Annotated in this window: 24 protein-coding genes, 1 pseudogene and 1 riboswitch; of the genes and pseudogenes, 16 read left to right on the forward strand and 9 right to left on the reverse strand. The window is 73.5% G+C overall.

Features of this window, described 5'->3' with window-relative positions; all coding sequences use genetic code 11:
- The 6 genes from A6Q81_RS09465 to A6Q81_RS09490 all read left to right on the forward strand — a co-directional run.
- The coding region (locus A6Q81_RS09465) for a GNAT family N-acetyltransferase (RefSeq protein ID WP_286690309.1) at positions 1-432 on the forward strand (432 nt) is incomplete at its 5' end.
- Between the two features lie 99 nt (positions 433-531).
- Complete coding sequence (locus A6Q81_RS09470) at positions 532-1254, forward strand: MIP/aquaporin family protein (RefSeq protein ID WP_253023418.1); 723 nt, start codon at positions 532-534, stop codon at positions 1252-1254.
- A 46-nt stretch (positions 1255-1300) separates the two neighbouring features.
- A complete protein-coding gene (gene glpK, locus A6Q81_RS09475; RefSeq protein WP_253023416.1) occupies positions 1301-2821 on the forward strand; it encodes a glycerol kinase GlpK in 1521 nt (506 codons plus the stop codon).
- Between the two features lie 83 nt (positions 2822-2904).
- Positions 2905-3453 (forward strand): DnaJ family domain-containing protein, encoded by a 549-nt coding sequence (locus tag A6Q81_RS09480; protein ID WP_286690310.1) that lies wholly within the window; start codon positions 2905-2907, stop codon positions 3451-3453.
- Entirely contained in the window at positions 3446-4375 is a 930-nt protein-coding gene (locus A6Q81_RS09485; RefSeq protein ID WP_067857356.1) for a DNA-3-methyladenine glycosylase family protein, read from the forward strand. Before A6Q81_RS09480 ends, A6Q81_RS09485 begins: the two co-directional genes overlap by 8 nt.
- Positions 4376-4401: 26 nt before the next feature.
- Entirely contained in the window at positions 4402-5574 is a 1173-nt protein-coding gene (locus A6Q81_RS09490) for an MFS transporter (RefSeq protein ID WP_286690311.1), read from the forward strand.
- On the opposite strand, the gene A6Q81_RS09495 is transcribed toward A6Q81_RS09490, so the two are convergent.
- Together A6Q81_RS09495 and A6Q81_RS09500 are read right to left on the reverse strand one after the other, a co-directional pair.
- Positions 5552-6238 carry an alpha/beta fold hydrolase gene (locus A6Q81_RS09495; RefSeq protein ID WP_286690312.1) on the reverse strand — a complete coding sequence of 229 codons (687 nt, stop codon included), beginning with the start codon at positions 6236-6238 and terminating at the stop codon, positions 5552-5554. The genes A6Q81_RS09490 and A6Q81_RS09495 overlap by 23 nt on opposite strands.
- Positions 6239-6273: 35 nt before the next feature.
- Positions 6274-6894: an L-threonylcarbamoyladenylate synthase gene (locus A6Q81_RS09500; protein ID WP_067857346.1), complete on the reverse strand. Its 621-nt coding sequence runs from the start codon at positions 6892-6894 to the stop codon at positions 6274-6276.
- Between the two features lie 104 nt (positions 6895-6998).
- Between A6Q81_RS09500 and A6Q81_RS09505 the strand changes: the two genes are divergently transcribed.
- The 5 genes from A6Q81_RS09505 to cobA all read left to right on the forward strand — a co-directional run bounded on the left by A6Q81_RS09505 (position 6999) and on the right by cobA (position 13009).
- Complete coding sequence (locus tag A6Q81_RS09505; protein WP_286690313.1) at positions 6999-8684, forward strand: MFS transporter; 1686 nt, start codon at positions 6999-7001, stop codon at positions 8682-8684.
- A 62-nt stretch (positions 8685-8746) separates the two neighbouring features.
- The gene (locus A6Q81_RS09510) at positions 8747-9556 is read left to right on the forward strand and encodes a phosphoadenylyl-sulfate reductase (protein WP_083516363.1); all 810 of its coding nucleotides are present in this window, start codon (positions 8747-8749) and stop codon (positions 9554-9556) included.
- 32 nt (positions 9557-9588) lie between these two features.
- Positions 9589-10527 carry a sulfate adenylyltransferase subunit CysD gene (gene cysD, locus A6Q81_RS09515; RefSeq protein WP_067861524.1) on the forward strand — a complete coding sequence of 313 codons (939 nt, stop codon included), beginning with the start codon at positions 9589-9591 and terminating at the stop codon, positions 10525-10527.
- Positions 10527-11825 (forward strand): sulfate adenylyltransferase subunit 1, encoded by a 1299-nt coding sequence (locus tag A6Q81_RS09520; RefSeq protein WP_067857338.1) that lies wholly within the window; start codon positions 10527-10529, stop codon positions 11823-11825. Before cysD ends, A6Q81_RS09520 begins: the two co-directional genes overlap by 1 nt.
- A gap of 2 nt (positions 11826-11827) precedes the next feature.
- Positions 11828-13009 carry a uroporphyrinogen-III C-methyltransferase gene (gene cobA, locus A6Q81_RS09525; protein WP_286690314.1) on the forward strand — a complete coding sequence of 394 codons (1182 nt, stop codon included), beginning with the start codon at positions 11828-11830 and terminating at the stop codon, positions 13007-13009.
- A 4-nt stretch (positions 13010-13013) separates the two neighbouring features.
- On the opposite strand, the gene A6Q81_RS09530 is transcribed toward cobA, so the two are convergent.
- The 3 genes from A6Q81_RS09530 to A6Q81_RS09540 are packed head-to-tail and all read right to left on the reverse strand — an operon-like array spanning position 13014 to position 14488.
- Entirely contained in the window at positions 13014-13445 is a 432-nt protein-coding gene (locus A6Q81_RS09530) for a hypothetical protein (protein ID WP_067857332.1), read from the reverse strand.
- A complete protein-coding gene (locus A6Q81_RS09535) occupies positions 13438-13803 on the reverse strand; it encodes a hypothetical protein (RefSeq protein ID WP_067857329.1) in 366 nt (121 codons plus the stop codon). Before A6Q81_RS09535 ends, A6Q81_RS09530 begins: the two co-directional genes overlap by 8 nt.
- A gap of 1 nt (position 13804) precedes the next feature.
- Positions 13805-14488, reverse strand: a complete 684-nt coding sequence (locus A6Q81_RS09540) for an alpha/beta hydrolase (RefSeq protein ID WP_083516360.1) — start codon at positions 14486-14488, stop codon at positions 13805-13807.
- 151 nt (positions 14489-14639) lie between these two features.
- Between A6Q81_RS09540 and sigK the strand changes: the two genes are divergently transcribed.
- From sigK to A6Q81_RS09560, 4 genes are read left to right on the forward strand one after another with little or no spacing between them, the layout of a single operon-like run.
- A complete protein-coding gene (gene sigK / locus A6Q81_RS09545; protein WP_067857327.1) occupies positions 14640-15236 on the forward strand; it encodes an ECF RNA polymerase sigma factor SigK in 597 nt (198 codons plus the stop codon).
- Positions 15233-15937 (forward strand): anti-sigma factor, encoded by a 705-nt coding sequence (locus A6Q81_RS09550; RefSeq protein ID WP_067857325.1) that lies wholly within the window; start codon positions 15233-15235, stop codon positions 15935-15937. The genes sigK and A6Q81_RS09550 overlap by 4 nt, the downstream gene beginning before the upstream one ends.
- A 43-nt stretch (positions 15938-15980) precedes the next feature.
- The gene (locus A6Q81_RS09555; RefSeq protein WP_236749698.1) at positions 15981-16748 is read left to right on the forward strand and encodes an alpha/beta fold hydrolase; all 768 of its coding nucleotides are present in this window, start codon (positions 15981-15983) and stop codon (positions 16746-16748) included.
- A 27-nt stretch (positions 16749-16775) separates the two neighbouring features.
- Complete coding sequence (locus A6Q81_RS09560; protein WP_144433734.1) at positions 16776-17312, forward strand: hypothetical protein; 537 nt, start codon at positions 16776-16778, stop codon at positions 17310-17312.
- An 18-nt stretch (positions 17313-17330) separates the two neighbouring features.
- Here A6Q81_RS09560 and A6Q81_RS09565 read toward each other — a convergent pair whose 3' ends face one another.
- From A6Q81_RS09565 to A6Q81_RS09575, 3 genes are read right to left on the reverse strand one after another with little or no spacing between them, the layout of a single operon-like run.
- Positions 17331-17816 (reverse strand): hypothetical protein, encoded by a 486-nt coding sequence (locus A6Q81_RS09565; RefSeq protein ID WP_286690315.1) that lies wholly within the window; start codon positions 17814-17816, stop codon positions 17331-17333.
- A gap of 46 nt (positions 17817-17862) precedes the next feature.
- Positions 17863-19143 (reverse strand): WXG100 family type VII secretion target, encoded by a 1281-nt coding sequence (locus A6Q81_RS09570; protein ID WP_067857314.1) that lies wholly within the window; start codon positions 19141-19143, stop codon positions 17863-17865.
- Positions 19140-19523 carry a hypothetical protein gene (locus A6Q81_RS09575; RefSeq protein ID WP_067857311.1) on the reverse strand — a complete coding sequence of 128 codons (384 nt, stop codon included), beginning with the start codon at positions 19521-19523 and terminating at the stop codon, positions 19140-19142. The genes A6Q81_RS09570 and A6Q81_RS09575 overlap by 4 nt, the downstream gene beginning before the upstream one ends.
- 116 nt (positions 19524-19639) lie before the next feature.
- On the opposite strand from A6Q81_RS09575, the gene A6Q81_RS09580 reads away from it, so the two are divergent.
- Entirely contained in the window at positions 19640-19975 is a 336-nt protein-coding gene (locus A6Q81_RS09580) for a DUF4333 domain-containing protein (protein ID WP_286690316.1), read from the forward strand.
- A 21-nt stretch (positions 19976-19996) separates the two neighbouring features.
- Here A6Q81_RS09580 and gcvP read toward each other — a convergent pair.
- A pseudogene (gene gcvP, locus A6Q81_RS09585) lies at positions 19997-22601 on the reverse strand (aminomethyl-transferring glycine dehydrogenase).
- A 189-nt stretch (positions 22602-22790) separates the two neighbouring features.
- Positions 22791-22879, reverse strand: a riboswitch (glycine riboswitch).
- Positions 22880-22897 lie beyond the last annotated feature (18 nt).

Consider the following 22897-nt stretch of genomic DNA (forward strand, 5'->3'; position numbering starts at 1 on the left):
CGTCTCCGCCGTGCCCGTAACGAGACCGGACTAAGCCAAGAGGCGGTCGCGGAACGCATCGGCGTGCGCGAGCGATGGGGCGTCCCCTCGGAGGTCTTCTGGTTCGTCTCCGGCGACTTCTACCTCGGCAGCCTCGTCATCCGGCACCGGCTCATCGCCGACCAGGGCGGAGGCCACATCGGCTACCACGTGGTCAGCCCCTGGCAGGGCCAGGGACACGCCACCGAGATGCTCCGCCAGGCACTCGTGAAGGTCGGAGCCCTCGGCATCTCCCCCGCGCTGCTCACCGTCTCCCCCGTCAACCACGCCTCCCGACGCGTCGTGGAGAAGAACGGCGGCGTCCCCGACGGGATCAACCACGAGGGCGAGCAGCGCTTCTGGGTCCCCACACCGGCCTCCTCCTCGGCGCCCTCACCCGCCGTCGCCGTGTGACCACCGTCACGCTAGCCTGACGACGGGTCCGACGCTCAGCCTTCGAGGGACGTCCGCACCGGGCGGGCGACGGGCGACGAGCCGGGCCCGGGGGGAAACATGCTGACCGGGATCTTCCTGCCCGAGCTGCTGGGCACGGCCACCTTGCTGCTGCTCGGCTGCGGCGTCGTCGCCAACGTGGTGCTCGCCCGGACCAACGGGCACGGCGGCGGACCGCTCATGATCACCATCGGCTGGGGACTCGCCGTCTTCGCGGGCGTGTACGTGGCCTACCAGTCCGGCGCCCACCTCAACCCCGCCGTCACGCTCGGCCTCGTCGCCTCGGGTGACGACCTCGGCGGCGACACCGCCGTCAAGGTGCTGGTCTACCTCGCGGCGCAGCTCGTCGGGGCCATCCTCGGAGCCACGCTCTGCTGGCTCGCCTACCGCGACCAGTTCGACGCCGAGGAGAGCGACCCCGACGACAAGCTCGGCGTCTTCTGCACCGCACCGCAGATCCCACGCACCAGCTCGAACCTCCTCACCGAGGTGATCGGCACCTTCGTGCTCGTGTTCGTCATCATCGCGTTCGGCAAGACGCCCAGTGGGCTCGGGCCGCTCGCCGTGGCACTGCTCGTCGTGGCCATCGGCGCGAGCCTCGGCGGCCCCACCGGCTACGCCATCAACCCCGCGCGCGACCTCGGTCCCCGCATCGCCCACACGCTGCTGCCCATCCGACGCAAGCGCGACAGCAACTGGTCCTACGCCTGGATCCCTGTCGTCGGACCGGTCGTCGGTGGCATCCTCGCAGGACTGCTCGCCGCCGCCGCGAACTACGCCTGACCTGACCGAACTCCACCCGACCGCACCACAGAAACGAGAACCGAGCATGGCCGACAACACGTACGTCCTCGCGATCGACCAGGGCACGACCTCCACCCGCGCGATGATCTTCGACCGCAGCGGCTCCGTCGTCGCGGTCGACCAGGTCGAGCACGAGCAGATCTTCCCCCGGGCCGGATGGGTCGAGCACGACGCGCTGGAGATCTGGGAGAACACGCGGCGGGTCATCGGCGGAGCGCTCGCCAAGGCGAACTTCAACAGCCGCAACATCTCCGCCGTCGGCATCACCAACCAGCGCGAGACCGCCGTCGTCTGGGACCGCAGCACCGGCCAGCCCGTGTACAACGCCATCGTCTGGCAGGACACCCGCACCCAGAAGATCGTCGACCGCCTGGGCGGCGACGCCGGCCCCGACCGCTACAAGGAGACCGTCGGCCTGCCCCTCGCCACCTACTTCGCCGGCCCGAAGGTCACGTGGATCCTCGAGAACGTCGACGGCGTCAAGGAGCGTGCCGAGGCCGGCGAGCTGCTGTTCGGGACGATGGACACCTGGGTCCTGTGGAACCTCACCGGTGGTGCGGAGAACGACGGCGTGCACGTCACCGACGTCACCAACGCCTCGCGCACCATGCTGATGAACCTCGAGACCCTCGAGTGGGACGAGCAGATCGCCGCCGACATGGGCATCCCGCTCTCGATGCTGCCCGAGATCCGCTCGAGCTCGGAGGTCTACGGCGAGTGCAAGCCGGGCATCCTGCGCGGCACCCCCGTCGCCGGCATCCTCGGCGACCAGCAGGCCGCCACGTTCGGCCAGGCGTGCCTGGCCAAGGGCGAGGCCAAGAACACCTACGGCACCGGCAACTTCATGCTCCTGAACACCGGGACCGAGGCCGTCCCGTCGGAGAACGGGCTGCTCACCACGGTCTGCTACAAGATCGGCGACCAGCCGACCGTCTACGCGCTCGAGGGCTCCATCGCCGTCACCGGTTCGCTCGTGCAGTGGGTCCGCGACAACCTCGGTCTCATCTCCAGCGCCCCCGAGATCGAGGAGCTGGCGCGGAAGGTCGACGACAACGGCGGCGCCTACTTCGTGCCCGCGTTCTCCGGCCTGTTCGCCCCGCACTGGCGGCCCGACGCCCGCGGCGCCCTCGTGGGCCTGACCCGCTACGTCAACAAGAACCACATCGCCCGCGCCGTGCTCGAGTCCACCGCGTACCAGACCCGCGAGGTGCTCGACGCGATGAACGCCGACTCCGGCGTCCCCCTCGCCGAGCTGCGCGTCGACGGCGGCATGGTCGTCAACGAGACCCTCATGCAGTTCCAGGCCGACATCCTCGGCGTCGACGTCGTGCGCCCGAAGGTCGCCGAGACCACCGCGCTCGGTGCCGCGTACGCCGCCGGGCTCGCCGTCGACTACTGGCAGAACGAGGACGACCTGCGCGCCAACTGGGGCGAGGACAAGCGGTGGACGCCGCAGATGTCCGAGGACCAGCGCGAGAAGTACTACCGCAGCTGGAAGAAGGCCGTCACCAAGACCCTCGACTGGGTCGACGACGATGTCGACTGAGGGGGTCGACTGAAAGGGTCGACGAAAGGGCGACCGAGCGGCCGATGTCGTCCCTCCTGGCTACGGTGGAGCCAGGAGGAACGATGGCCGACGACCCCCGCCGCCGGGCGGCGCACTACCGGCTCGGCGACGACCCCGCGCCCGAGGAGACGCCGTCGCGCCCCGAGCGCGGACGTCGTCCCGAGGACCAGACCCTCTACGTCGACGGCCAGGTCCGAGCGGCGATGGCCCGGGGCGAGTTCGACGACCTGCCGCTGGCGGGCAAGCCGCTCCCGGCGCGGGTCTACCGCCACGACCCCGACTGGTGGCTCAAGCAGCTGATGGAGCGCGAGAACGTCTCCGGCGTCCTGCCGCCGGCGCTCGCGCTGCGACGCGAGGACGCCGAGCTCGACGACCTGCTCGACACCTCGGGCTCGGAGACCCACGTCCGCGACCTCCTGACCGACTTCAACCGCAGGGTCGTCGAGGCCCGACGTCAGCTCCAGGGCGGACCGCCCGTCATCACCCCCCTGCGCGACGTCGAGGAGGAGGTCGCCGCGTGGCGCGAGCGTCTGCGCGCCCGGGCCGCCGCGCGCACCGCTCCCCCGCCGCCCCGACGACGCTGGTGGCAGCGGCGGGCGCCCCGTGGCTGAGCCCGGTGCGAGGGAGCCCGACGCGCAGCGCACGCACGACGACGGCGCGCCGCTCGACCTGCGCCGCACGCTCTCGACCCTGCGTCGCGGCCCTGCCGACCCGGCGTACCGACGCATCGGCGACGACCACTGGCGCGTCGTGCGGACCCCCGACGGCCCCGCCACCACGCTGCTGCGCCAGGTCGGACCCACGGCCGTCCACCTGCAGGCGTGGGGCCCCGGCGCGGAGCACCAGGCCGAGATGCTGCCCCGGCTCGTCGGGCGGCCGGTCGACGACCTGCCGCTCGCCCACCCGGTCGTGGCTGACGCGCGACGGCGCTTCCCGGGGCTCCGGGTGCCGTCCACCGGCGACGTCGTCGGTGCGCTGGTCCCCGCGATCATCGAGCAGAAGGTGCTCGGCGCCGACGCGTTCCTGTCGTGGCGCCAGCTGCTGCACCGGCACGGGGAGCCCGCGCCCGGTCCGGCGCCCGCGGGCATGCGCGTCCCGCTCACGGGTGCCGCCTGGGCGGCGCTGCCCTCGTGGTCGTGGCACCACTGCGGCGTCGACCCGAAGCGCTACCGCACGGCGCAGGTCGCCACCCGGATGGCCGACGCGCTCGAGCGGCTCGGCCCGCACGACCTCCTCGGCGCCTACCGCGGGCTGCGCAGCATCCCCGGCATCGGCGTCTGGACGGCTGCCGAGGTCGGCTCGCGCGCGTTCGGCGACACCGACGCCGTCCCCTTCGGGGACTACCACCTCGCCAGCACGGTCGGCACGGCCCTGCTCGGGCGCCGGCTCGAGCACGACGACGAGGTCGCCTTCGTGCTCGAGCCCTTCCGTCCCCACCGCTTCGTCGCGCTGCGGCTCATGCAGCTCAGTCCGCACGTGCAGGTCGAGCGGCGCGGGGCGCGCATGTCACGCGTCGACCACCGCGGGCGGTAGGGGGCGCCCGCTCCTACAGTGGGCGCGTGCTGCCTCCCGGACCCGTCCAGCGTGCCTCCCGGTCGTGGCCGGCGCCGGCGCTGTCGCTCTTCGCCGTCGGCTGGGGCGCCAACCAGTTCGCGGCGCTGCTGCCCGTCTACCGCGTCGAGGACGGCGCGACCGCCGCGGAGGTCACGCTGCTGTTCGGGGCGTACGCCGTCGGTCTCATCCCGACGCTGCTGCTCGTCGCGCCCGTCTCGGACCGGCTCGGCCGACGCCGCGTCATGCGGCCGGTGCTCGTGCTCTCGTTCGTCGCCACCGTGGTGCTGCTGCTCGGCGGCCACAGCCTCCTGCTGCTCCTGCTGGGTCGTCTGCTCGCCGGCATTGCGTCGGGTGCGGCGTTCGCGCCCGGGACCGCCTGGGTCAAGGAGCTCTCGACCGGACCGGCCGGCACGGGCGCACGACGCGCGGCGATCGCCCTGTCGGCCGGCTTCGGCACCGGCCCGCTCGTCACGGGGTTGATGGCCCAGTGGCTGCCGCTCCCCCTGCTGCTGCCCTACGTCCCGCACCTCGTCCTCACGGTGCTCGTCGCCGTGTTCGCCTGGAACGCACCCGAGCCGGTGCGTGCGCACCACGACACGCTCGACGCCGAGACGGGGCGTGTCGCGCAGGCGCTGCGCTGCCCGGCCTTCGTGCGACGCACGCTGTTCACCGCGCCCTGGGTGTTCGGGTGCGCGACGCTGGCGTTCGCGACGGTGCCGCAGGTCGCGCCCGTCCCCGGCCCCAACGTCGCCGTCGGCGGCGCGCTCGTGGCACTGACGCTCTGGACCGGCGTCCTCGTCCAGCCCCTCGGTCGCCGCCGCTCCCCGCGCACCACGGTCCTCCTGGGGGTGGGTGCCGGCGTCGTCGGCTTCCTCGTCGCCACGCTCGCCTCGCTGACCGGGTGGGGCGCGCTCACCGTCCTCGCGGCCGTCGGGCTCGGAGCCGCGTACGGCTGGATCCTCGTCGCCGGGCTGGCGACGGTCGAGGAGGTGGCGCAGCCGGCCGACCTGGCCACGGTGACCGCCGTCTTCTACAGCCTGACGTACCTCGGCTTCGCCGCCCCCTACCTCGGGACGCTGCTGCTCTCGTGGCTGCCCGGGACCCCGGCCATGCTCCTGCTCGCGGTCCTGCTGGCCGCGACGGCGCCGCTCGTCCTCAGCTCGGCGCGGCGGCGCTGAGACAGGCCACCAGCGCGTCCACGAGCTCCCGCGGACGGGTCAGGGCGTTCAGGTGCCCGCCCGGCACCGACGTCGCCTCGAGGCCGAGTCGCTCGCGCGCCACCTGGCCTTGCAGGGTCGGCGGGAAGAGCCGGTCGTCGTCGGCGACGAGCACGTGGGTCGGCACGTCGGGCCAGCGCTCACCTGGCCACGAGGAGCCGAATGCGAGGTCGGTCTGCTGGCGGTCGTGCTCCGCGGCCTCGGCCAGCACGTCCTCGGGAGCGTCGTGGAAGAAGACCTCGAGCACGTCGAACGGGCGCGACGGGTCGCGTCCGGCCGCGGCCTCGGCGTCGCGCCGGGCTGCGGCCTGCCCGACGGCACGCCACCACTGCGCGCCCGACTCACCCGGCCGCGGGACCATCGCGTTCAGCAGCACGAGGAGGTCGACGGGCTCCACGAGAGCCGCTGCCGACGCGCTGAAACCGCCGAAGGACTGACCGACCAGCACCACTCGGCCGTCGCCGCGCGCGGTCCGCACGGCGTCCACCACGCGGTCGACGTAGCCCTGCAGGTCGACGGCGGGGTCGTCCCCGGGGAGGTCCACCGCGACCGCCCGGTGTCCCGCAGCCTCGAGGAGCGGGACCACGCGGCTCCAGAACCAGGGCGAGCCCCCGGCGCCGGGCACCAGGACGAAGGTCGCCCCCCGATCGTCGGACGCGCTCACCGGAAGCGGTCCGGGTCGCCCGCGCCCTCGCGCACGACCTCGGGCACGCCGTCGACGAAGTCCACGACGGTGGTCGGCTCGGCCACGACGTCGCCGGACTCGACGACAGCATCGACGAGGTGGTCGAGCTCCTCCTTGACCAGCCAGCCCTCCGTCATCGGCTCCGTCTCGCCCGGCAGGATCAGCGTGCTCGACAGGATCGGCTCGCCGAGCGAGTCGAGCAGCGCCCGGACCACGACGTGGTCGGGGATGCGCACGCCCACGGTCTTCTTCTTCGGGTGCAGCAGCCGACGCGGGACCTCGCGCGTGCCGGGCAGGATGAACGTGTACGGGCCCGGCGTGGCGTTCTTGACGGCGCGGAAGATCGCGTTGTCCAGGTGCACGAGCTGCCCGAGCTGCGCGAAGTCCTTGCAGACGAGGGTGAAGTGGTGCTTGTCGTCGAGCCGGCGGATGCTGCGGATCCGGTCGAGGGCCTCCTGGTTGCCGGGAGCGGCACCCAGCGCATAGCCGGAATCCGTCGGGTAGGCGACGAGGCCGCCGTCGCGCAGGATCGACGTCGCCTGCTCGACCGCGCGGCTCTGCGGGTTCTGCGGGTGGATCTCGAGGTAGCGGGCCATGTCCCGACCCTACGAGCACGACGCACCGTTGCCCACCCGTCACGACGCTCTCGATCTCGCCAAGAACTCTTTGCAAAGCTCTCTTGGCGATCTACGCTGGCCGGGTGACCGAGCCCGTCGTCGTCCCCTCCGCCCACGCCCTGCGCGCACTGAGCCATCCCCTGCGGCTCCGGCTGCTGGGCCTGCTGCGCATCGACGGACCGTCGACGGCCACCAGCCTGGCCGCCCGGACCGGCACCTCCTCGGGGGCGACGTCGTACCACCTGCGGCAGCTCGCCGCGCACGGGTTCGTCGAGGAGGCCGAGGGCGACGGCGACGCCCGGACCCGCTGGTGGCGTGCCGTGCACCGCTCGACGTCGACGAGCGCGCCCCGCCTCGACCCTGAGCGACTGGGTGCGGCGGCTGCGACCGGAGCAGGCCCGCGCGCTCACCGAGCAGCTCGTGGACCTCCTGACGGCCGTGGAGGACGACGACCACCCCGACGCGCGACCCTTCAGCGTGCGCGTCCACGCGAACCCGTGGCCGGGCAGCGTGACCGACGCATGAGGCACGGCCGGTTGCTCGCCGCGTGGCTCGTCGCGGACGGGCTCGCCCTCACCGGCACGCGGCTGGCGACCGTGGCCGTCCCGTGGCTGGCGCTCACCACGACCGGCTCGCCCGCCGCTGCCGGACTCGTCGCCTTCGCGGAGCTCGCGCCCCTCGTGGTCGCGAAGGTGCTGGCCGGGCCCGTGATCGACCACCTCGGAGCCCGTCGGGTCGCAGTCGTCTGCGACGCGGCCAGCGCAGCGGTGGTGTGCGCCGTGCCCGTGCTCCACCACCTCGGTGCCCTGCCGTTCCCGCTCCTCCTCCTGCTGGTGGCGCTCACGGGTGCGCTGCGTGGGCCGGCCGACGCGGCCCGCCGCAGCCTGGCGCCGACGGTCGCCGAGGTCGCGGACGTGCCGCTCGAGCGGGTCACGGGGCTCTCGTCGGGGGTGGAGCGGACCGCGGGGCTGGTGGGCGCGGCGCTCGCGGCGCTCCTCGTCGCCGTCGTGGGCGCCGCCGACGCGCTGGTGGCCAACGCGGCCGGGCTCGCCCTGGCCGCCGTGGTCCTCGGCCTCGGCACGGCCGGCCTGCTCCCCGCGACCGTGACGACGGCCCGCCCCGAGCGCTACGCCCGGCGTCTGCGGGAGGGGTGGGCCTTCCTGCGCGGCGATCCCGTCATCCTGGCGCTGACGTCGATGATCGCCGTCACCAACCTGCTCGACGTCGGCCTGACGGCAGTGCTGCTGCCGGTGTGGGCCGAGACGAGCGGTGCCGGTGTCGCGGCCGTCGGACTGCTGCTGGCGGTGATGGCCGGGACGTCGCTCGTCGGGTCGCTGCTGGCGGCCGCGTGGGCGCAGCGGATGCCCCGCTTCGCCGTGTACGTGACGGCGTTCCTGGTCTGCGGCCTCCCCCGGTTCGCCGTGCTCGCGTGGACGGGGTCGACGACGTGGCCCGTCGTCGTCATGGCGGTCGCGGGGCTCGCCTCCGGGTTCCTGAACCCGATTGTCGGCGCCGTGTTCTACGAGCGCATCCCGCGCGCCCTCGTCGGTCGGGTCGGGTCGCTGTCGACCGCCGTCGCGTGGGCGCTGATGCCGTTCGGCGGCCTCGTCGCCGGCGGCCTGCTGGCCGTGCTCGGGCTCGAGGCCGCCCTGCTCGCCGCGGGCACGCTCTACCTGGTCGCGACCCTGGCCCCGCTGGCCGACCGACGGTTCCGCGCCATGGAGCGCCCCGCCGCGACCGCCCGGCTCGCCCCGGAGCGGGTGTCCTAGCCGACATGTCCATCATGCGACTGCCGTGCCCATTCCTCGGGATGCCCGCCTAGGCTTGAACCATGCCCGAGACCTCGCCCACCTCCGGCCTGACGCTCGCGGAGCGCCGGGACCGCCAGCTCGCGCACGATGCCGCGCGCGAGGAGCACCACCGCACCCGCGACGCGGTCCTCGGACCCCGCCGCGACGCGGACACGCTGCGCGCCGTCGCCGAGGAGGCCGCCGTCCGCCTCGCCGACGCGAGCACGGACGAGGTGCTGGCCTGGGTCGCGGAGGAGTTCGGCTACCGCACGGCGGTCGCGTGCTCGATGGCCGACGCCGTCCTCCCCCACGTCGTCGCACGACACCTGCCCTGGGTCGACACGCTCTTCCTCGAGACCGGCTACCACTTCGCCGAGACCATCGGCACGCGTGACGCCGTCGAGTCCTCCATGGAACTCACCATCGTCGACGTGATGCCCCGGCAGACCGTCGCGGAGCAGGACGCGCAGCACGGCAAGGACCTCTTCGCCCGCGACCCCGGCCTCTGCTGCCACCTGCGCAAGGTCGAGCCGCTCACCCGCACGCTCGCCGGCTACGAGGTGTGGATCACCGGCGTGCGCCGCGACGAGGGCCCGACCCGCGCCGACACGCCCCTCGTGACGTGGGATGAGAAGAACGGCCTGGTCAAGGTCAACCCGCTCGCCGCCTGGACCTTCGACGAGCTGCTCGCCTACGCGGAGGAGCACGACGTCGTCGTCAACCCGCTCGTGAAGGACGGCTACCCGTCGATCGGCTGCGCGCCGTGCACCCGCCGCGTCGCACCCGGCGAGGACCCCCGTGCAGGTCGCTGGGCCGGTCTGGACAAGACCGAGTGCGGCCTGCACACGTGAGCGAGACCCTCACCCCGAACGAGAAGGAACGCATGACCGTCGTCGACGACGCGCCCGGCACCGCCGAGCGCCCGACCTACCGGCTCGACCAGCTCGCCTGGCTGGAGTCGGAGGCCATCCACATCATCCGCGAGGTCGCGGCCGAGTTCGAGCGCCCCGTGCTCCTGTTCTCCGGCGGCAAGGACTCCGTGGTGATGCTGCACCTGGCGACGAAGGCCTTCTGGCCCGCGCCCGTGCCCTTCCCCGTCATGCACGTCGACACCGGGCACAACTTCCCCGAGGTGCTCGCGTTCCGCGACGCGACCGTCGAGCGCCTCGGCCTGCGGCTCGTCGTGGCCTCGGTGCAGGACTACCTCGACGACGGCCGCCTGCGTGAGCGCAGCGACGGCACGCGCAACCAGCTGCAGACCCAGCCGCTGCTCGACGGCATCACCGACCACAAGTTCGACGCCGTCTTCGGTGGCGGTCGACGCGACGAGGAGAAGGCCCGCGCCAAGGAGCGCGTGTTCAGCCTGCGCGACGAGTTCGGCCAGTGGGACCCGCGCAACCAGCGCCCTGAGCTGTGGAACCTCTACAACGGTCGGCACCGTCCCGGCGAGCACGTGCGGGTCTTCCCGCTGAGCAACTGGACCGAGCTCGACGTGTGGCAGTACATCGCCGCCGAGGGCATCGAGCTCCCCCCGCTGTACTACGCGCACGAGCGTGACGTGTTCGAGCGCGACGGCATGCTCGTGGCGGTCACCGACGTCTCCCAGCCGCGTCCCGGCGAGTCCGTCGAGCGTCGGCTGGTCCGCTACCGCACGGTCGGCGACATGTCGTGCACCGGCGCGGTCGAGAGCGACGCCGCGACGGTCGAGGACGTCGTCGTCGAGGTGGCCGCCACGCGGCTGACCGAGCGCGGCGCCACCCGCGCCGACGACCGTGCGTCCGAGGCCGCCATGGAGGACCGGAAGAAGGAGGGCTACTTCTGATGGCCACCACCACCTCGCCCACGAAGACCGTCCTCCGGCTGGCGACGGCCGGCTCCGTCGACGACGGCAAGTCCACCCTCGTCGGCCGGCTGCTCTACGACTCCAAGTCGGTGCTGGCCGACCAGTTCGACGCGGTCGAGCGGGTCAGCCGCGACCGCGGGCTCGCGTCGGCCGACCTCGCGCTGCTCACCGACGGACTGCGGTCCGAGCGCGAGCAGGGCATCACGATCGACGTCGCCTACCGCTACTTCGCGACCGCCGAGCGGTCGTTCATCCTCGCCGACTGCCCCGGCCACGTGCAGTACACGCGCAACACCGTCACCGGCGCCAGCACGGCCGACGTCATCGTGCTGCTCGTCGACGCCCGCAAGGGCGTGCAGGAGCAGACGCGCCGCCACCTGGCCGTCGCCTCGCTGCTGCGGGTGCCGCACGTCGTGGTCGTCGTCAACAAGATCGACCTCGTCGACTTCGACGAGGCCACGTACGACCGGGTCGCGGCCGAGGTGCTCGCCGTCGCCACGTCGCTCGGGCTGACCGACGTCACCACGATCCCCGTGTCGGCCCTCGACGGCGACAACGTCGTGGAGTCCTCCGCGCGGACGCCGTGGTACGACGGGCCGAGCGTGCTGTCGTTCCTCGAGACGCTCGAGCCGGCAGGCGAGCCGCACTCCGAGCCGCTGCGCTTCCCCGTGCAGCTGGTGATCCGTCCGCAGGCCGCCGGCGGCGACGAGCACCGCGACTACCGCGGCTACGCGGGCCAGGTCGCGTCGGGCCTCGTGCGCCCGGGCGACGCCGTCACGGTCCTGCCGAGCGGGCGGACCAGCACCGTCGCCGGCATCGACACCGCCGACGGCGAGCTCGACGTGGCGTTCGCGCCGCAGTCGGTCACGCTGCGCCTGACCGACGACGTGGACATCTCCCGCGGCGACCTCATCGTCACCTCCCGCAGCGTCCCGGCCGTCACGCAGGACGTCGAGGGCACGGTCGCCTGGCTCGCCGACCACCGCCTGGCCGGCCGCACGAAGGTGCTGCTGAAGCACGGCACCCGAACCGTGCAGGCCATGGTCACCGAGATCAAGGGTCGTCTCGACCTCGACGCGGCCACGCTCGAGCCCGCTGACTCCCTCGAGCTCAACGACATCGGGCACGTCACCCTGCGCCTGGCCTCGCCCATCGCGGCCGAGGAGTACCTGCACGCCCGGGCGGGCGGGTCGTTCCTCCTCGTCGACGCGCAGGACGGCACGACCCTGGCCGCGGGCATGGTCGGCGACGCGCTGCTCGCGACCGCTACGGTCTGAGCGTGCCTCTCCCCCTCACCCTGCGTCCGGAGGGCCGCCGCGTCGTGGTGGTCGGTGGCGGCACGGTGGCCTCGCGCCGCGTCCACGCCCTGCTGGGCGCCGATGCCGACGTCGTGGTCGTCGCACCCGAGGTCAGCGCCCGCATCCGCGAGCTCGCCGACCTCGGCCGCCTCACCTGGGTCGAGCGCGGGTACCGCACCGGCGACCTCGACGGCGCCTGGCTGGTGCAGACCGCCACCGACAGCCCGGTCGACGACCTGGTGGCGGCCGACGCCGAGCAGGCCAGGGTGTGGTGCCTCAAGGGCGGCGACCCCGACCACGCGACGGCGTGGATGCCGGCGGTGGCCTCCGTCGACGACGTGCACGTGGCGGTGAGCGGGGGTGGCGACGCGCGCCGGGCGTCGGTGCTGCGCGACGCCGTCGCGACGGCGCTGCAGTCCGGCGACCTCCCGCTGCGGCACCGGACCCACCACCCGGAGGGCTCGGTCGCCCTCGTGGGCGGCGGGCCGGGCGACGCAGACCTGCTCACCACGCGCGGCCGACGCCTGCTGGCCGAGGCCGACGTGGTCGTCGTCGACCGACTTGCACCCCTCGACGCGCTCGACGAGCTCGCCCCGGACGTGGAGGTGGTCGACGTCGGCAAGCTGCCCGACCACCACCCTGTCCCGCAGGACGAGATCAACCGGATCCTGGTCGACCGCGCCCTGGCCGGCAAGCTCGTCGTCCGGCTCAAGGGCGGCGACCCGTACGTGCTGGGCCGCGGCGGCGAGGAGCGTCAGGCGTGCGAGGCGGCCGGGGTGCCCGTGGAGGTCGTCCCCGGCGTCACGAGCGCCATCGCCGTCCCGGCGGCGGCCGGCATCCCCGTGACCCACCGCGGCGTCGCGACGGGCTTCAGCGTCGTCACCGCGCACGACGAGCTCGGTGACCTCCCCGCATCGCCGGACCACACCATCGTCATGCTCATGGGCGTACGCCGGCTCGCCCAGAGCGCCGCGACGCTCGTCGCCGCCGGACATCCCGAGACCTCGCCGGTCGCGGTCGTGGAGCGCGGCTGCTCGCCCGACCAGCGGGTCACCGTGGGCACCCTGGCCACGATCGCCGAGCGCTGCGTCGAGGTCGGGGTGGGCTCGCCCGCCGTCACGGTGGTGGGCGAGGTCGTCCGCCTCTCCCCCGCCTGGCGCTGACGGCTCAGGCGCGGCCGCGGGTGCGACGCAGCCACCACAGCCCGACGAACGGCAGCACGAGCGGGACGTAGCCGTACCCGGCGCCGAAGTCCGACCACACGGTGGCATCCGGGAACAGCTCGCCGTCCAGGAGCGTCAGCAGGCCGACGCCGAGCACGCCCACCAGCTCGAACAGGACGGCTCCCACCGCCAGCCGGTGCCGGTCCGTGCCGAGGGCGAAGGTCGCGACGACGTACACCACGCCCGCGAGCGCCGACAGCGCGTACGCGACGGGAGCCTCGTCGGCCTTCACGACCAGCTGGTAGAGCGAGCGGGCCGTCGCCGCGATGGCGAAGACGGCGTAGACGGCCACGAGCGCCCGGCCCGGACCGGTCGAGGTCCGGCCGCCCTGGCTCGCGTCCGAGGGCGTGCGGTCGGGTGAGGTGCGCTCAGACATAGGTGCCCTTCCAGATCCCCAGCAGCCGCACCATCAGCGCGGCGACGGTGAGCAGTGCGACGACGACGACCCCCGTGCCCCACCGGCTCTTCTCGGCGATTCCCCACAGGACGGCGGCCGGCGGGAGGACCACCACCGTCAGCCAGTACGACACGTACAGCCCGCCCGACACGTCGCGGTCGGTCTGCGCGAGCGCCACGAAGCCGCCGACCATGGCCACCACCAGCACGATCTCCAGGACCGACACCGCATAGAACAACGGGTTGCCGAACGGTGCGTCCCGCACGGTGTGCGTCGCCGCGAACACGGCCACCAGCAGCGCCAGCAGGGCGACGCCGTAGGCGATCGTGTCGGTCACGTCAGGCTGGTCCTCTGGTCGGCTCGTCGGTGTCGCGGGGGTCCCGGGCGTCGGCGCCCAGGATCCGCAGGGTCGAGTCTTCCACGAAGCCGTTCCACGTCGACACCTGGCGCAGCATGTAGTGCCCCGCGCCGGGCAGGGCCGTCCACGTCGCCTCGGTCGCGATCGGGCGGCAGCGCTCGACGAAGGTCCGGCTCAGGGCGGCGGAGGTCCACCGGTCCTGCGGTCCGTGGAGCACGTGCAGCGCGCGGCCCGCGAGGGCGCGGTGCGGCTCGCCGGCCGGCAGCCACGGCGCCAGGCCGACGACGCCGACGACCGAGCGGTCGTCCGCCGTGCGGCACGCGGTGCGGCCACCCATCGAGTGCCCCACGAGCACGACCGGCAGGGCGCCGTGCTGCTCGCGCAGCCGGTCCAGCGCCCACCGCGCGTCGCGCACCGGGGACGGGTCGTGGTCGTCGTTCCAGCCCCGTACGCGGTGCTGCAGCAGGTGCACCGCCAGGTGCTCGCGGCGGGCGGTCGGCCGCAGCGCCTTGGCGACGAGCAGCATGCGCCACCAGCTCGCGTTGCGGTTGCGTACCGGCTGGGTGCTGCGCTGCTGACCGCCGTGCAGCACGAGCACCACGGCTCGTGGCCGGTCCGGCACGTGGATCGCGTCCAGCCGCGGCTCGCGCGGTTCCTCGCTCATCAGACCACCGTGACACAGGGGCCCTGAGGCTGCAGCCGGAGCGTGGGGGGCTCTCCCTAGGATGTGACCGAGAACTCTTCCCCGCTCGACCCATCCACCCCGGAGGCAGCCGCGAATGGCCCGTAGAAGCTTGTTCGGGAAGGAGTCGCGCATGAGCCAGTCAGCAGCCGATCGCCTGGCCGCGGTTCCGGAGACCGCTCAGGCGGTCGACCCCGACGACCTGCTCGTCCGTGTCGCTCGAGGCGACGAGGCCGCGTTCGCGGCACTCTACGACGTCCTCGGTGCGACCGTGTTCGGCATGGCCCGTCGCGTCATCCGCGACCCCGCCCGGGCCGAGGAGGTCGCCCAGGAGGTGTTCCTCCAGGTCTGGCAGACCGCGGCGCGGTTCGACCCGGCACGCGGCACCGCCAAGAGCTGGGTGCTCACGCTCGCCCACCGTCGCGCCGTCGATGCGGTCCGTCACGACCAGGCGGCCACGAACCGGGAGAACAGCTACGACTGGTCGCCCGGCGTCGACCACGACCAGGTGCTGGAGACCGTGACCATCCGCCTCGAGCACGAGCAGGTACGCCGCTGCCTCGAGGGCCTGACCGAGCTGCAGCGCGAGGCCGTCAACCTCGCCTACTACCAGGGATACACCTACGCCGAGGTCGCGCAGGTGCTCGGCGCCAACCCCGCCACCGTCAAGACGCGCATGCGCGACGGACTCGTCCGTCTGCGTGACTGCATGGGAGTGGAGGTCTCATGACGCACGATCTGCACACCCTCGCCGCGCCCTACGCGCTCGACGCGCTCGACCCGCACGAGCGGGCCCGGTTCGAGGGCCACCTCGATCAGTGCGCGGAGTGCCGCCAGGAGCTGCGCGGCTTCCACCTCACGGCACTGCGCCTCGCCGAGGCCGAGGCCGACACGCCTCCGCCGGCGCTGCGTGCGCGTCTGCTGGCCGAGGTCAGCGCGACCGCGCAGGAGCGTCCGGTCGTCACGACGCTGGCGCAGCATGGCCGGATCCGCCGTGCCGGCCCGCGCCTGCTGGTCGCCGCCTCCGTCCTCGTGGCGGCCGGTGCGATCGGCGGCTACGTCTCCGAGCACCAGCGTGCCGACAGCCTGCAGGCCGACAGCGCGCGGATCAGCGCGGTGATGGTCGCGGGCGACGCCACCATGCTCGACGGGAAGGTCCGCACGGGCGGCACGATGCGCGTCGTCGCCTCGCCCTCGCACGACGCCGCCGTCGTGATGGGCTCCGACCTCAAGCCGCTCGACGACGGCCACGTCTACCAGGTGTGGGCGATGCACGACGGCGTGCCGCGCTCCCTCGGCGTGCTCGGCAACGGTGCCGGCATGATCTACGCGCAGGACATCGCGGGCAGCGACGCCTTCGCGGTGACGGTCGAGCCCGACGGCGGCTCGCCGGCCCCGACGACCGACCCGGTCGCCGCGATGCCGGCCTGACCCCTCCGCCGCGCCGCGACACCTCTACGGGACCATGGTCGACGTGAACCCGCACGTGCTCGTGTCCCCCGCCATGGCGGTGCCGTCGCGCTTCTACCGTCCGCTCGTCGCGGCGTTCGAGGACGTCGGCTGGTCGGCGCAGGCACTGGGCCGGCGCGGGTTCGAGCCCGACGGCCCGACGGCCTCGCGCGCGAGCGACTGGTCCTACGCCGACGAGATCGACGACCTCGCCGACGCCGTCCGGTCCGCGCGCAGCGCCGAGCCGGGGCGTCCGGTGCTGGTGCTCGGCCACAGCCTCGGCGCACAGCTGGCGGTCGGGCTCCAGCAGCGGGACGACACCGCGGTGCACGCCGACGGGCTCGTGATGGTGGGAGCCTCCACCCCCCACCACCGCTTCTACCCCTACGGCGGTCTGCCCATGCTGGCCTTCGCCTCGACGATCCCGCTGCTGACGCAGGGCCTCGGCCACCTGCCGAAGCCCGCCTTCGGTGCGCCGGGTGCCCGCACGCTCATGCGGGAGTGGGCACGTTTCGTCCGCACCGGTCGCCCGCCCTTCGACGTGAGCGGCCCGGTCACCGCTCCGACGCTCGTCGTGCACCTGCAGGGCGACGCGTACGCCGTCTCCGCCGCCAACAAGCGCTTCCTCGAGCAGTTCCTGGACCCCGCGTCCGTGACCCGCTGGGTCTACACGCGCGACGCCGTCCCCGACGGCGGGAGCACCGACCACGTCCGCTGGGTCAAGCACCCGGGCGTGGTCGTGGACCGGGTCGTCTCGTGGTGGCAGACCGCCTCGGTGCGCGCCGCGTCCTAGGATCGGCCCCATGAGCCGGAGCCGCGCATGACCCCCGCCATGGACCTCCTCCTGCAGGCCGTCCGCGACGCGGTGGAGGACACGCCGTACGTCGTGGACGTCGTCGACGACGGCTTCGACCTGCGCCTCGACCTCGCCGACCGTCGCTGGCGGACGGTCCTCGGGGCGGCTGGCATCGAGCGGACGGTGATCCACGAGGTGCGCCCCCGGGGCGACGGTGTCGCCGTCACCGACGTCGTGCGCCGCGTCGACTGGGTCGCGGGTGCGCCGGCACTGGCCGGCTCCGCGTCGGTCCAGCGGGGACGCACGATCGCACTCGGGGTCGAGAAGGTCTGGGGGCTCGACGAGCACGGGATGCCGGTCAAGGTCGCCGACCTGCGTTTCGCCCCCCAGGAGGGACGCGAGCTCGTCACCCTCGCGGCCCAGCAGGTCGGCCTGCGCGTCGTGCGTGGCGGTGCCGAGCTGGTCGGTCTGGTCTTCGCCGGCATCGCGGTCGGCGGACTCCTCGTCGGCGGCCTGGTGGTCCTGGTGCTCTGGCTGACCGGCGTGCTTCCGCCCGGCTGACGCGCGGGCCGCGACCGCTCAGGCGCCCTCGGGACGCGCCGAGGCCACGAACGTCTGCAGCTGCGGGCCGAGGGTGCCGAGCTGCTCTGCGAGACAGGTGAGCGTGAAGACGACCACCGCGCGACGGTCGCCGTCCCGCGTGGGGGCCGTCGCCACGACCTGCGCCTGGCGAACCTCACGCTGGCGACCCTGCAGCGGCGCCCGGCCGGCGAGCACCTGGGAGACCCCGGGCGCGGTCGGCGTCCCCGACATCACGCGGTTGACGACCTCGGCGTCCGCGACCTGCTCGGCGAACACGGCCAGGGACTCCTCGGCCACCACGGCCACGTCCTCGGTGGCGTCGCGCAGCCCGCCCGAGACGGTCAGCAGGGGCGCGAAGACGGCGCCGGGCTCGGGCCGGGTCGCCGCGAACGCCGCCCCGGGGAGGCCGAGCTCGGCGGGGTCGGCCACGAGCCACCCGGGGTCGGGCAGCCTCAACGTCAGGTCGATGGGCAGCTGGGCCACGGCCGGTCCTCTCCTCGAGCGGTCACGGGGGTGGTCACGCAGGTCGTCATGGGAACAGCTCCGTCAGCGCGGTGACACCGCTGTCGAGCGACTCCACGAGCTCCGGCACGTCGACCTCGAGGTCGAGCCCGAGCTTGCCGCCCAGGCCCCAGGCCGCTCCCCCGGACCCGCTCAGCCGGAAGACGCCGTCATCGTAGCCGAGCACGCCGTCGGCACCGGCGCCCGCGCCCGCCCAGCCCTCGGCCGTGCCGCGGGCCGTGATGCCGAAGAGCCCGCCCTCCAGGTCGCCGGCGATGCGCGCGCCGGCGAACACCTCGCCGCCCACGTGGACCCCGGTCGCACCGACGTCGGCGTGCCCCTCGGCCGACGCCTCGACGGACCCCTCGGCGGACGCGCCGTAGTGGCCGTACTCCCAGGCGTGCTCGAACTCCCCGGACGCGCCGACCAGCGTCAGCGTGCCGTCGGCGTTGAGCCGGAGCCCCTCGGGGGTCAGGCTGCCGCCGGCGGAACCGTCGGCGGTGAGGAACCGGAACTCGCCGTCGGCGGTGGCACGGCCCCCGGCGATGTAGTCCTCCCAGCCGCCCTGCGCGCGGTAGACCCAGGCGTCACCGCTGGCACTGCCGAAGCTGAGCCCCGCGTCGCTGTGCTCGCCGTCGCGGTAGTCACCGGTGCGACGGTCGCCGAACGCCTGGGAGAAGGCGTCCCAGGTGAAGGTCGGGCCGGACACCTCGCCCTCGGCGCCGAACCAGCTGCTGCTGCCCTCGGTCCGCGAGCCCGGCAGTCCGCCGAGCGACCGCACGGCGTCGGTGCCCGCCGAGTCGAGGGTGTCGCGCGCGTCGGAGAGGATCTCCTCGGCCTCGTCGCGCAGGTCCTGGCCGGGGTCGACGAACGTGCCCGGGTGCGGCGGGAGGGGGCCACCGCTGCGGATCGCCTCGTTGTAGGCGTCGACGTCGCGGTTGAACGCCTGGGTCGCGGTCTCGGTGGCCTGCTCCCCGCGGTCCCAGGTCTCGATCGCCTCCCGGGCGCGGTCCTGCGCGGTCCGCAGGGCGCCGGCGTACCCGGTGAACGCCGTCGCGGCGGTCTCGAGGACCTCCACGAGCCGGGTGAAGCGGGTCAGCTCCTCGTCCATCCGCGTCTCCCAGGCATCGGCCGCGACACCGGTCCACGACGCGGCACGCACCCGCGACAGCGCGGTGCGGCGGGCGTCGACGTCGCTCGCGGTGTCGGAGAACCGGGTGGCGATGCTCTCGACGGTCTCGACGCTGCCGACGACGAGCGCCGTGGGGTCGTCGGTGCTGCCGAGGGACGCGCCGGCGACGAGCGTCACGGCTGTCCTCCCGTGCCAGAGCCCTGGAGCGGCACCGCCGGGCCGATCCGTGGCGGTCCGGGGTCGAAGCCCTCGGGCAGGCCCAGCGCCGTGATCGGGTCCTGCGCGAAGCACTGCGCGACCTGGTCGTCGGTGCTCTCGTAGCGCGAGGCGACGTAGTCGAGGGCGCCCGCGATGCCGACCATGGCCTCACGCAGCTGCGCGGCGGCGTCGTCGACCTGTCCGGCGATCGTCGTCATCCAGGTGTCGAGCTCGACGTGGCCGAGCGCGGTGTCGGCGTAGCAGACCTGCAGCACCGTGAACCCGGCGAACGGGTCGACCTCGGTGCGCAGCGTCTCGGCCGCTGCGCGCAGCTCGGTCGGAACCACCTCGAAGGACATGAGCCCACCCCCTCTGGACGACATGTCAGACACTAGTCCAGGTCCTGGGTGCAGGTCACGCCCTCCCGCGTGTGGCGTGGGTATCGTGGGGCCGCACCCGACCCTGGAGGAGCGTCATGCGACGTCGCGCGACAGCCGTGCTCGTGCTGGTCGGTCTCCTCCTCACGGCGGCCTGCAGCGTCGACGTGAGCGCAGGCCGCGTCGGCAGCATGCCGGAGCGGCAGGTCGAGCAGCAGGTGATGGACAGCCTGCGCGAGAAGTACGGCCGTGCGCCCGACCGGATCGACTGTCCCGGACGGCTGGTCGGCGAGGTCGACCGCACCATGCGGTGCACGCTCGTCGACGGCGACACCCGCTTCGGCCTGACCCTCACGGTCACGTCGGTGTCCGGCAAGCGGGTCAGGTTCGACATCCAGGTCGACGACACGCCGCTGCCCGACGGCACGGCCTGAGGCCGCGCGCCGGGCCACGACTCAGGCGAACGCCTCGATCGGCGGGCAGGAGCAGGTCAGGTTCCGGTCGCCGTAGGCCTGGTCGATGCGGCCCACCGGCGGGAAGTACTTGTCCTGGGTGCTGCCCGTGGGGAACACGCCCGTGGCGACCGGGTAGGCGTGCTGCCAGTCGAGCAGCTCACGGGCCGCGTGCGGAGCCTGCACCAGGGGGTTGTCGCCCTCGGGCCACTCCCCCGCCGCGACCTGGTCGATCTCTGCGCGGATGGCGAGCATCGCGTCGCAGAAGCGGTCGAGCTCGGCGAGGTCCTCGGACTCGGTGGGCTCGACCATCAGCGTGCCCGCGACCGGGAAGCTCATGGTGGGTGCGTGGAACCCGTAGTCGACGAGCCGCTTCGCGACGTCGTCGACGGTGACACCGGTCTCCTTCGTGATGCCGCGGACGTCGAGGATGCACTCGTGCGCGACGAGCCCGGAGCGTCCGGTGTAGAGCACCGGGAAGGCGTCCTTGAGCCGGGCGGCGACGTAGTTGGCTGACAGGACCGCGACCGACGTGGCGTCGGTGAGTCCCTGTGCGCCCATCATCGAGACGTAGGCGAACGGGATCGGGAGGATGCCCGCCGAGCCGTACGGTGCCGCGCTGATCGCACCGATGCCCTGACGCTTCGCGGCGACCGGGTGCAGCGGGTGGCTCGGCAGGAACGGCACCAGGTGCTCGGCCACCGCGACCGGGCCCACGCCGGGACCGCCGCCACCGTGCGGGATGCAGAACGTCTTGTGCAGGTTCAGGTGCGAGACGTCGCCGCCGAACGTGCCGGGCTCGGCGTGGCCGAGCAGGGCGTTGAGGTTGGCGCCGTCGACGTAGACCTGGCCTCCCGCGGCGTGCACGACGTCGCACAGCTCGGTGATGCCGTCCTCGTAGACGCCGTGCGTCGACGGGTAGGTCACCATGATCGCCGCGAGGTCGTCGGCGTGCTCGGCGCAGACCGCGCGCAGGTCGTCGAGGTCGACCTCCCCGATCTCGGTGGCCTTGACGATCACGACCCGCATGCCCGCCATGACGGCCGACGCGGCGTTGGTGCCGTGCGCCGAGCTCGGGATCAGGCAGACGTCGCGACGCTCGTCGCCGTTGCTGCGGTGCCAGGCGCGGATGGCGAGCAGGCCGGCCAGCTCGCCCTGCGACCCGGCGTTCGGCTGCACGGAGACGGCGGCGTAGCCGGTGACCGCGGCGAGCCACGACTCGAGCGTCTCGACGAGCTCGATCATGCCCGCGGCGTCCTCGGCCGGCACGAAGGGGTGCAGGTCGGCGAAGCCGGGCCAGCTGATCGGCTCCATCTCGGCGGTCGCGTTCAGCTTCATGGTGCACGAGCCCAGCGGGATCATGCCGCGGTCGAGCGCGTAGTCGCGGTCGCTCAGCGTGCGCAGGTAGCGCAGGAGCTGGGTCTCGCTGCGGTGCTCGGCGAACACCGGGTGGGTGAGGATCGCGTCGTCTCGGACGAGCGCCTCGGGCAGCGCGTCGGCGGCGGGACCCTGGTGGGAGCCGGCGACCCCGAACGCACGCCACACGGCCTGCAGGTGCGGCACGGTGGTGACCTCCGACGTCGAGACGGCCACGTGGTCGGCGTCGACCCTGCGCAGGTGGATCCCCTCGGCGCGGGCCCGGCCGACGACGGCGTCGGCCTCGCCGGGCACCCGGGCGACCACGGTGTCGAAGTACGTCTCGTGCAGCACCTCGACCCCGCCGGCCACGAGGCCCGCCGCGAAGGTCGTCGCGGCGGTGTGGACGTGCTGCGCGATCCGCCGCAGGCCCTCGGCGCCGTGGTAGACGGCGTACATCGAGGCCGTCACGGCCAGCAGCACCTGCGCCGTGCAGATGTTGGAGGTCGCCTTCTCACGACGGATGTGCTGCTCGCGGGTCTGCAGCGCCAGCCGGTACGCCGGACGTCCGTCCTTGTCGACCGAGACGCCGACGAGGCGCCCGGGCAGGTGTCGCTCGAGCCCGTCACGCACGGCCATGAAGCCGGCGTGTGGCCCGCGACGGGTCGGTGACGGCGCCGTCGGCCGCCGGGTAGGCGACGATCGCGCCCGCGACGTCCGCGGGAACGTCGTCGGTGCCGAGGTCGACGTCGAGGAGCTCGATGCCCAGGGCCTCGGCGCGGGTGCGCACGACCGCGAGCGTCTGCGGCAGGAGGCGGGTGTCGAGGACGAGAGGACGCAGGTCCTTGCCACGGGCGGCGCGGCGCACGAGCGTCATCGCCTCGGCGGCTGCGGTGCCCTCGTCGAGCAGGGAGGCGTTCGCGGTGGTCAGGCCGGTCAGGTCGGCGACCATCGTCTGGTAGTTCAGCAGCGCCTCGAGCCGGCCCTGCGAGATCTCGGGCTGGTAGGGCGTGTAGGCCGTGTACCAGGCCGGGTCCTCCAGCACGTTGCGTCGGATGACGGCCGGCGTCACGGTGGGGTGGTAGCCGAGGCCGATCATCGAGACGCCCGGGTTGTTGCGGGAGGCGAGGGCCTTCAGCGTGCCGAGCGCGGCCTGCTCGCCGAGCGCCGCGGGGAGCGTCGGGGCCGACGTCGCGCGGATCGACTCCGGGACGGCGGCCTGCATGAGCGAGTCGAGGGACGTGTGGCCGATGCGCTCCAGCATGGCCTGCTGGTCGCTGGCACGCGGGCCGATGTGCCGGTCGACGAAGACGTCGGTCGGTGCCGTCAGCGGGCTGGTCGTCGAGGGGGCGTCAGAGGACATGCAGGGACTCCAGGGATCGAGGTCTGGTTTCCCTCCCCTCCTGTCACGTCCGCACGGTGACGTGCGCTCCAGGGTGGCCTCGTCCGCATGGTCCGTGGTGCCTGAGAGGTTCCGGGGAGGAATTGCCCCTTCGGCGCCGCCTGGGCGATCTCTCCCACGCGTGGTCGACAGCGGTCCTACGGTAC

Origin of the sequence: Aeromicrobium sp. REDSEA-S38_B2 (genome assembly GCF_001628525.1) — a bacterium.
In the GTDB taxonomy this organism is placed as follows: Bacteria; Actinomycetota; Actinomycetes; order Propionibacteriales; family Nocardioidaceae; genus Aeromicrobium; species Aeromicrobium erythreum.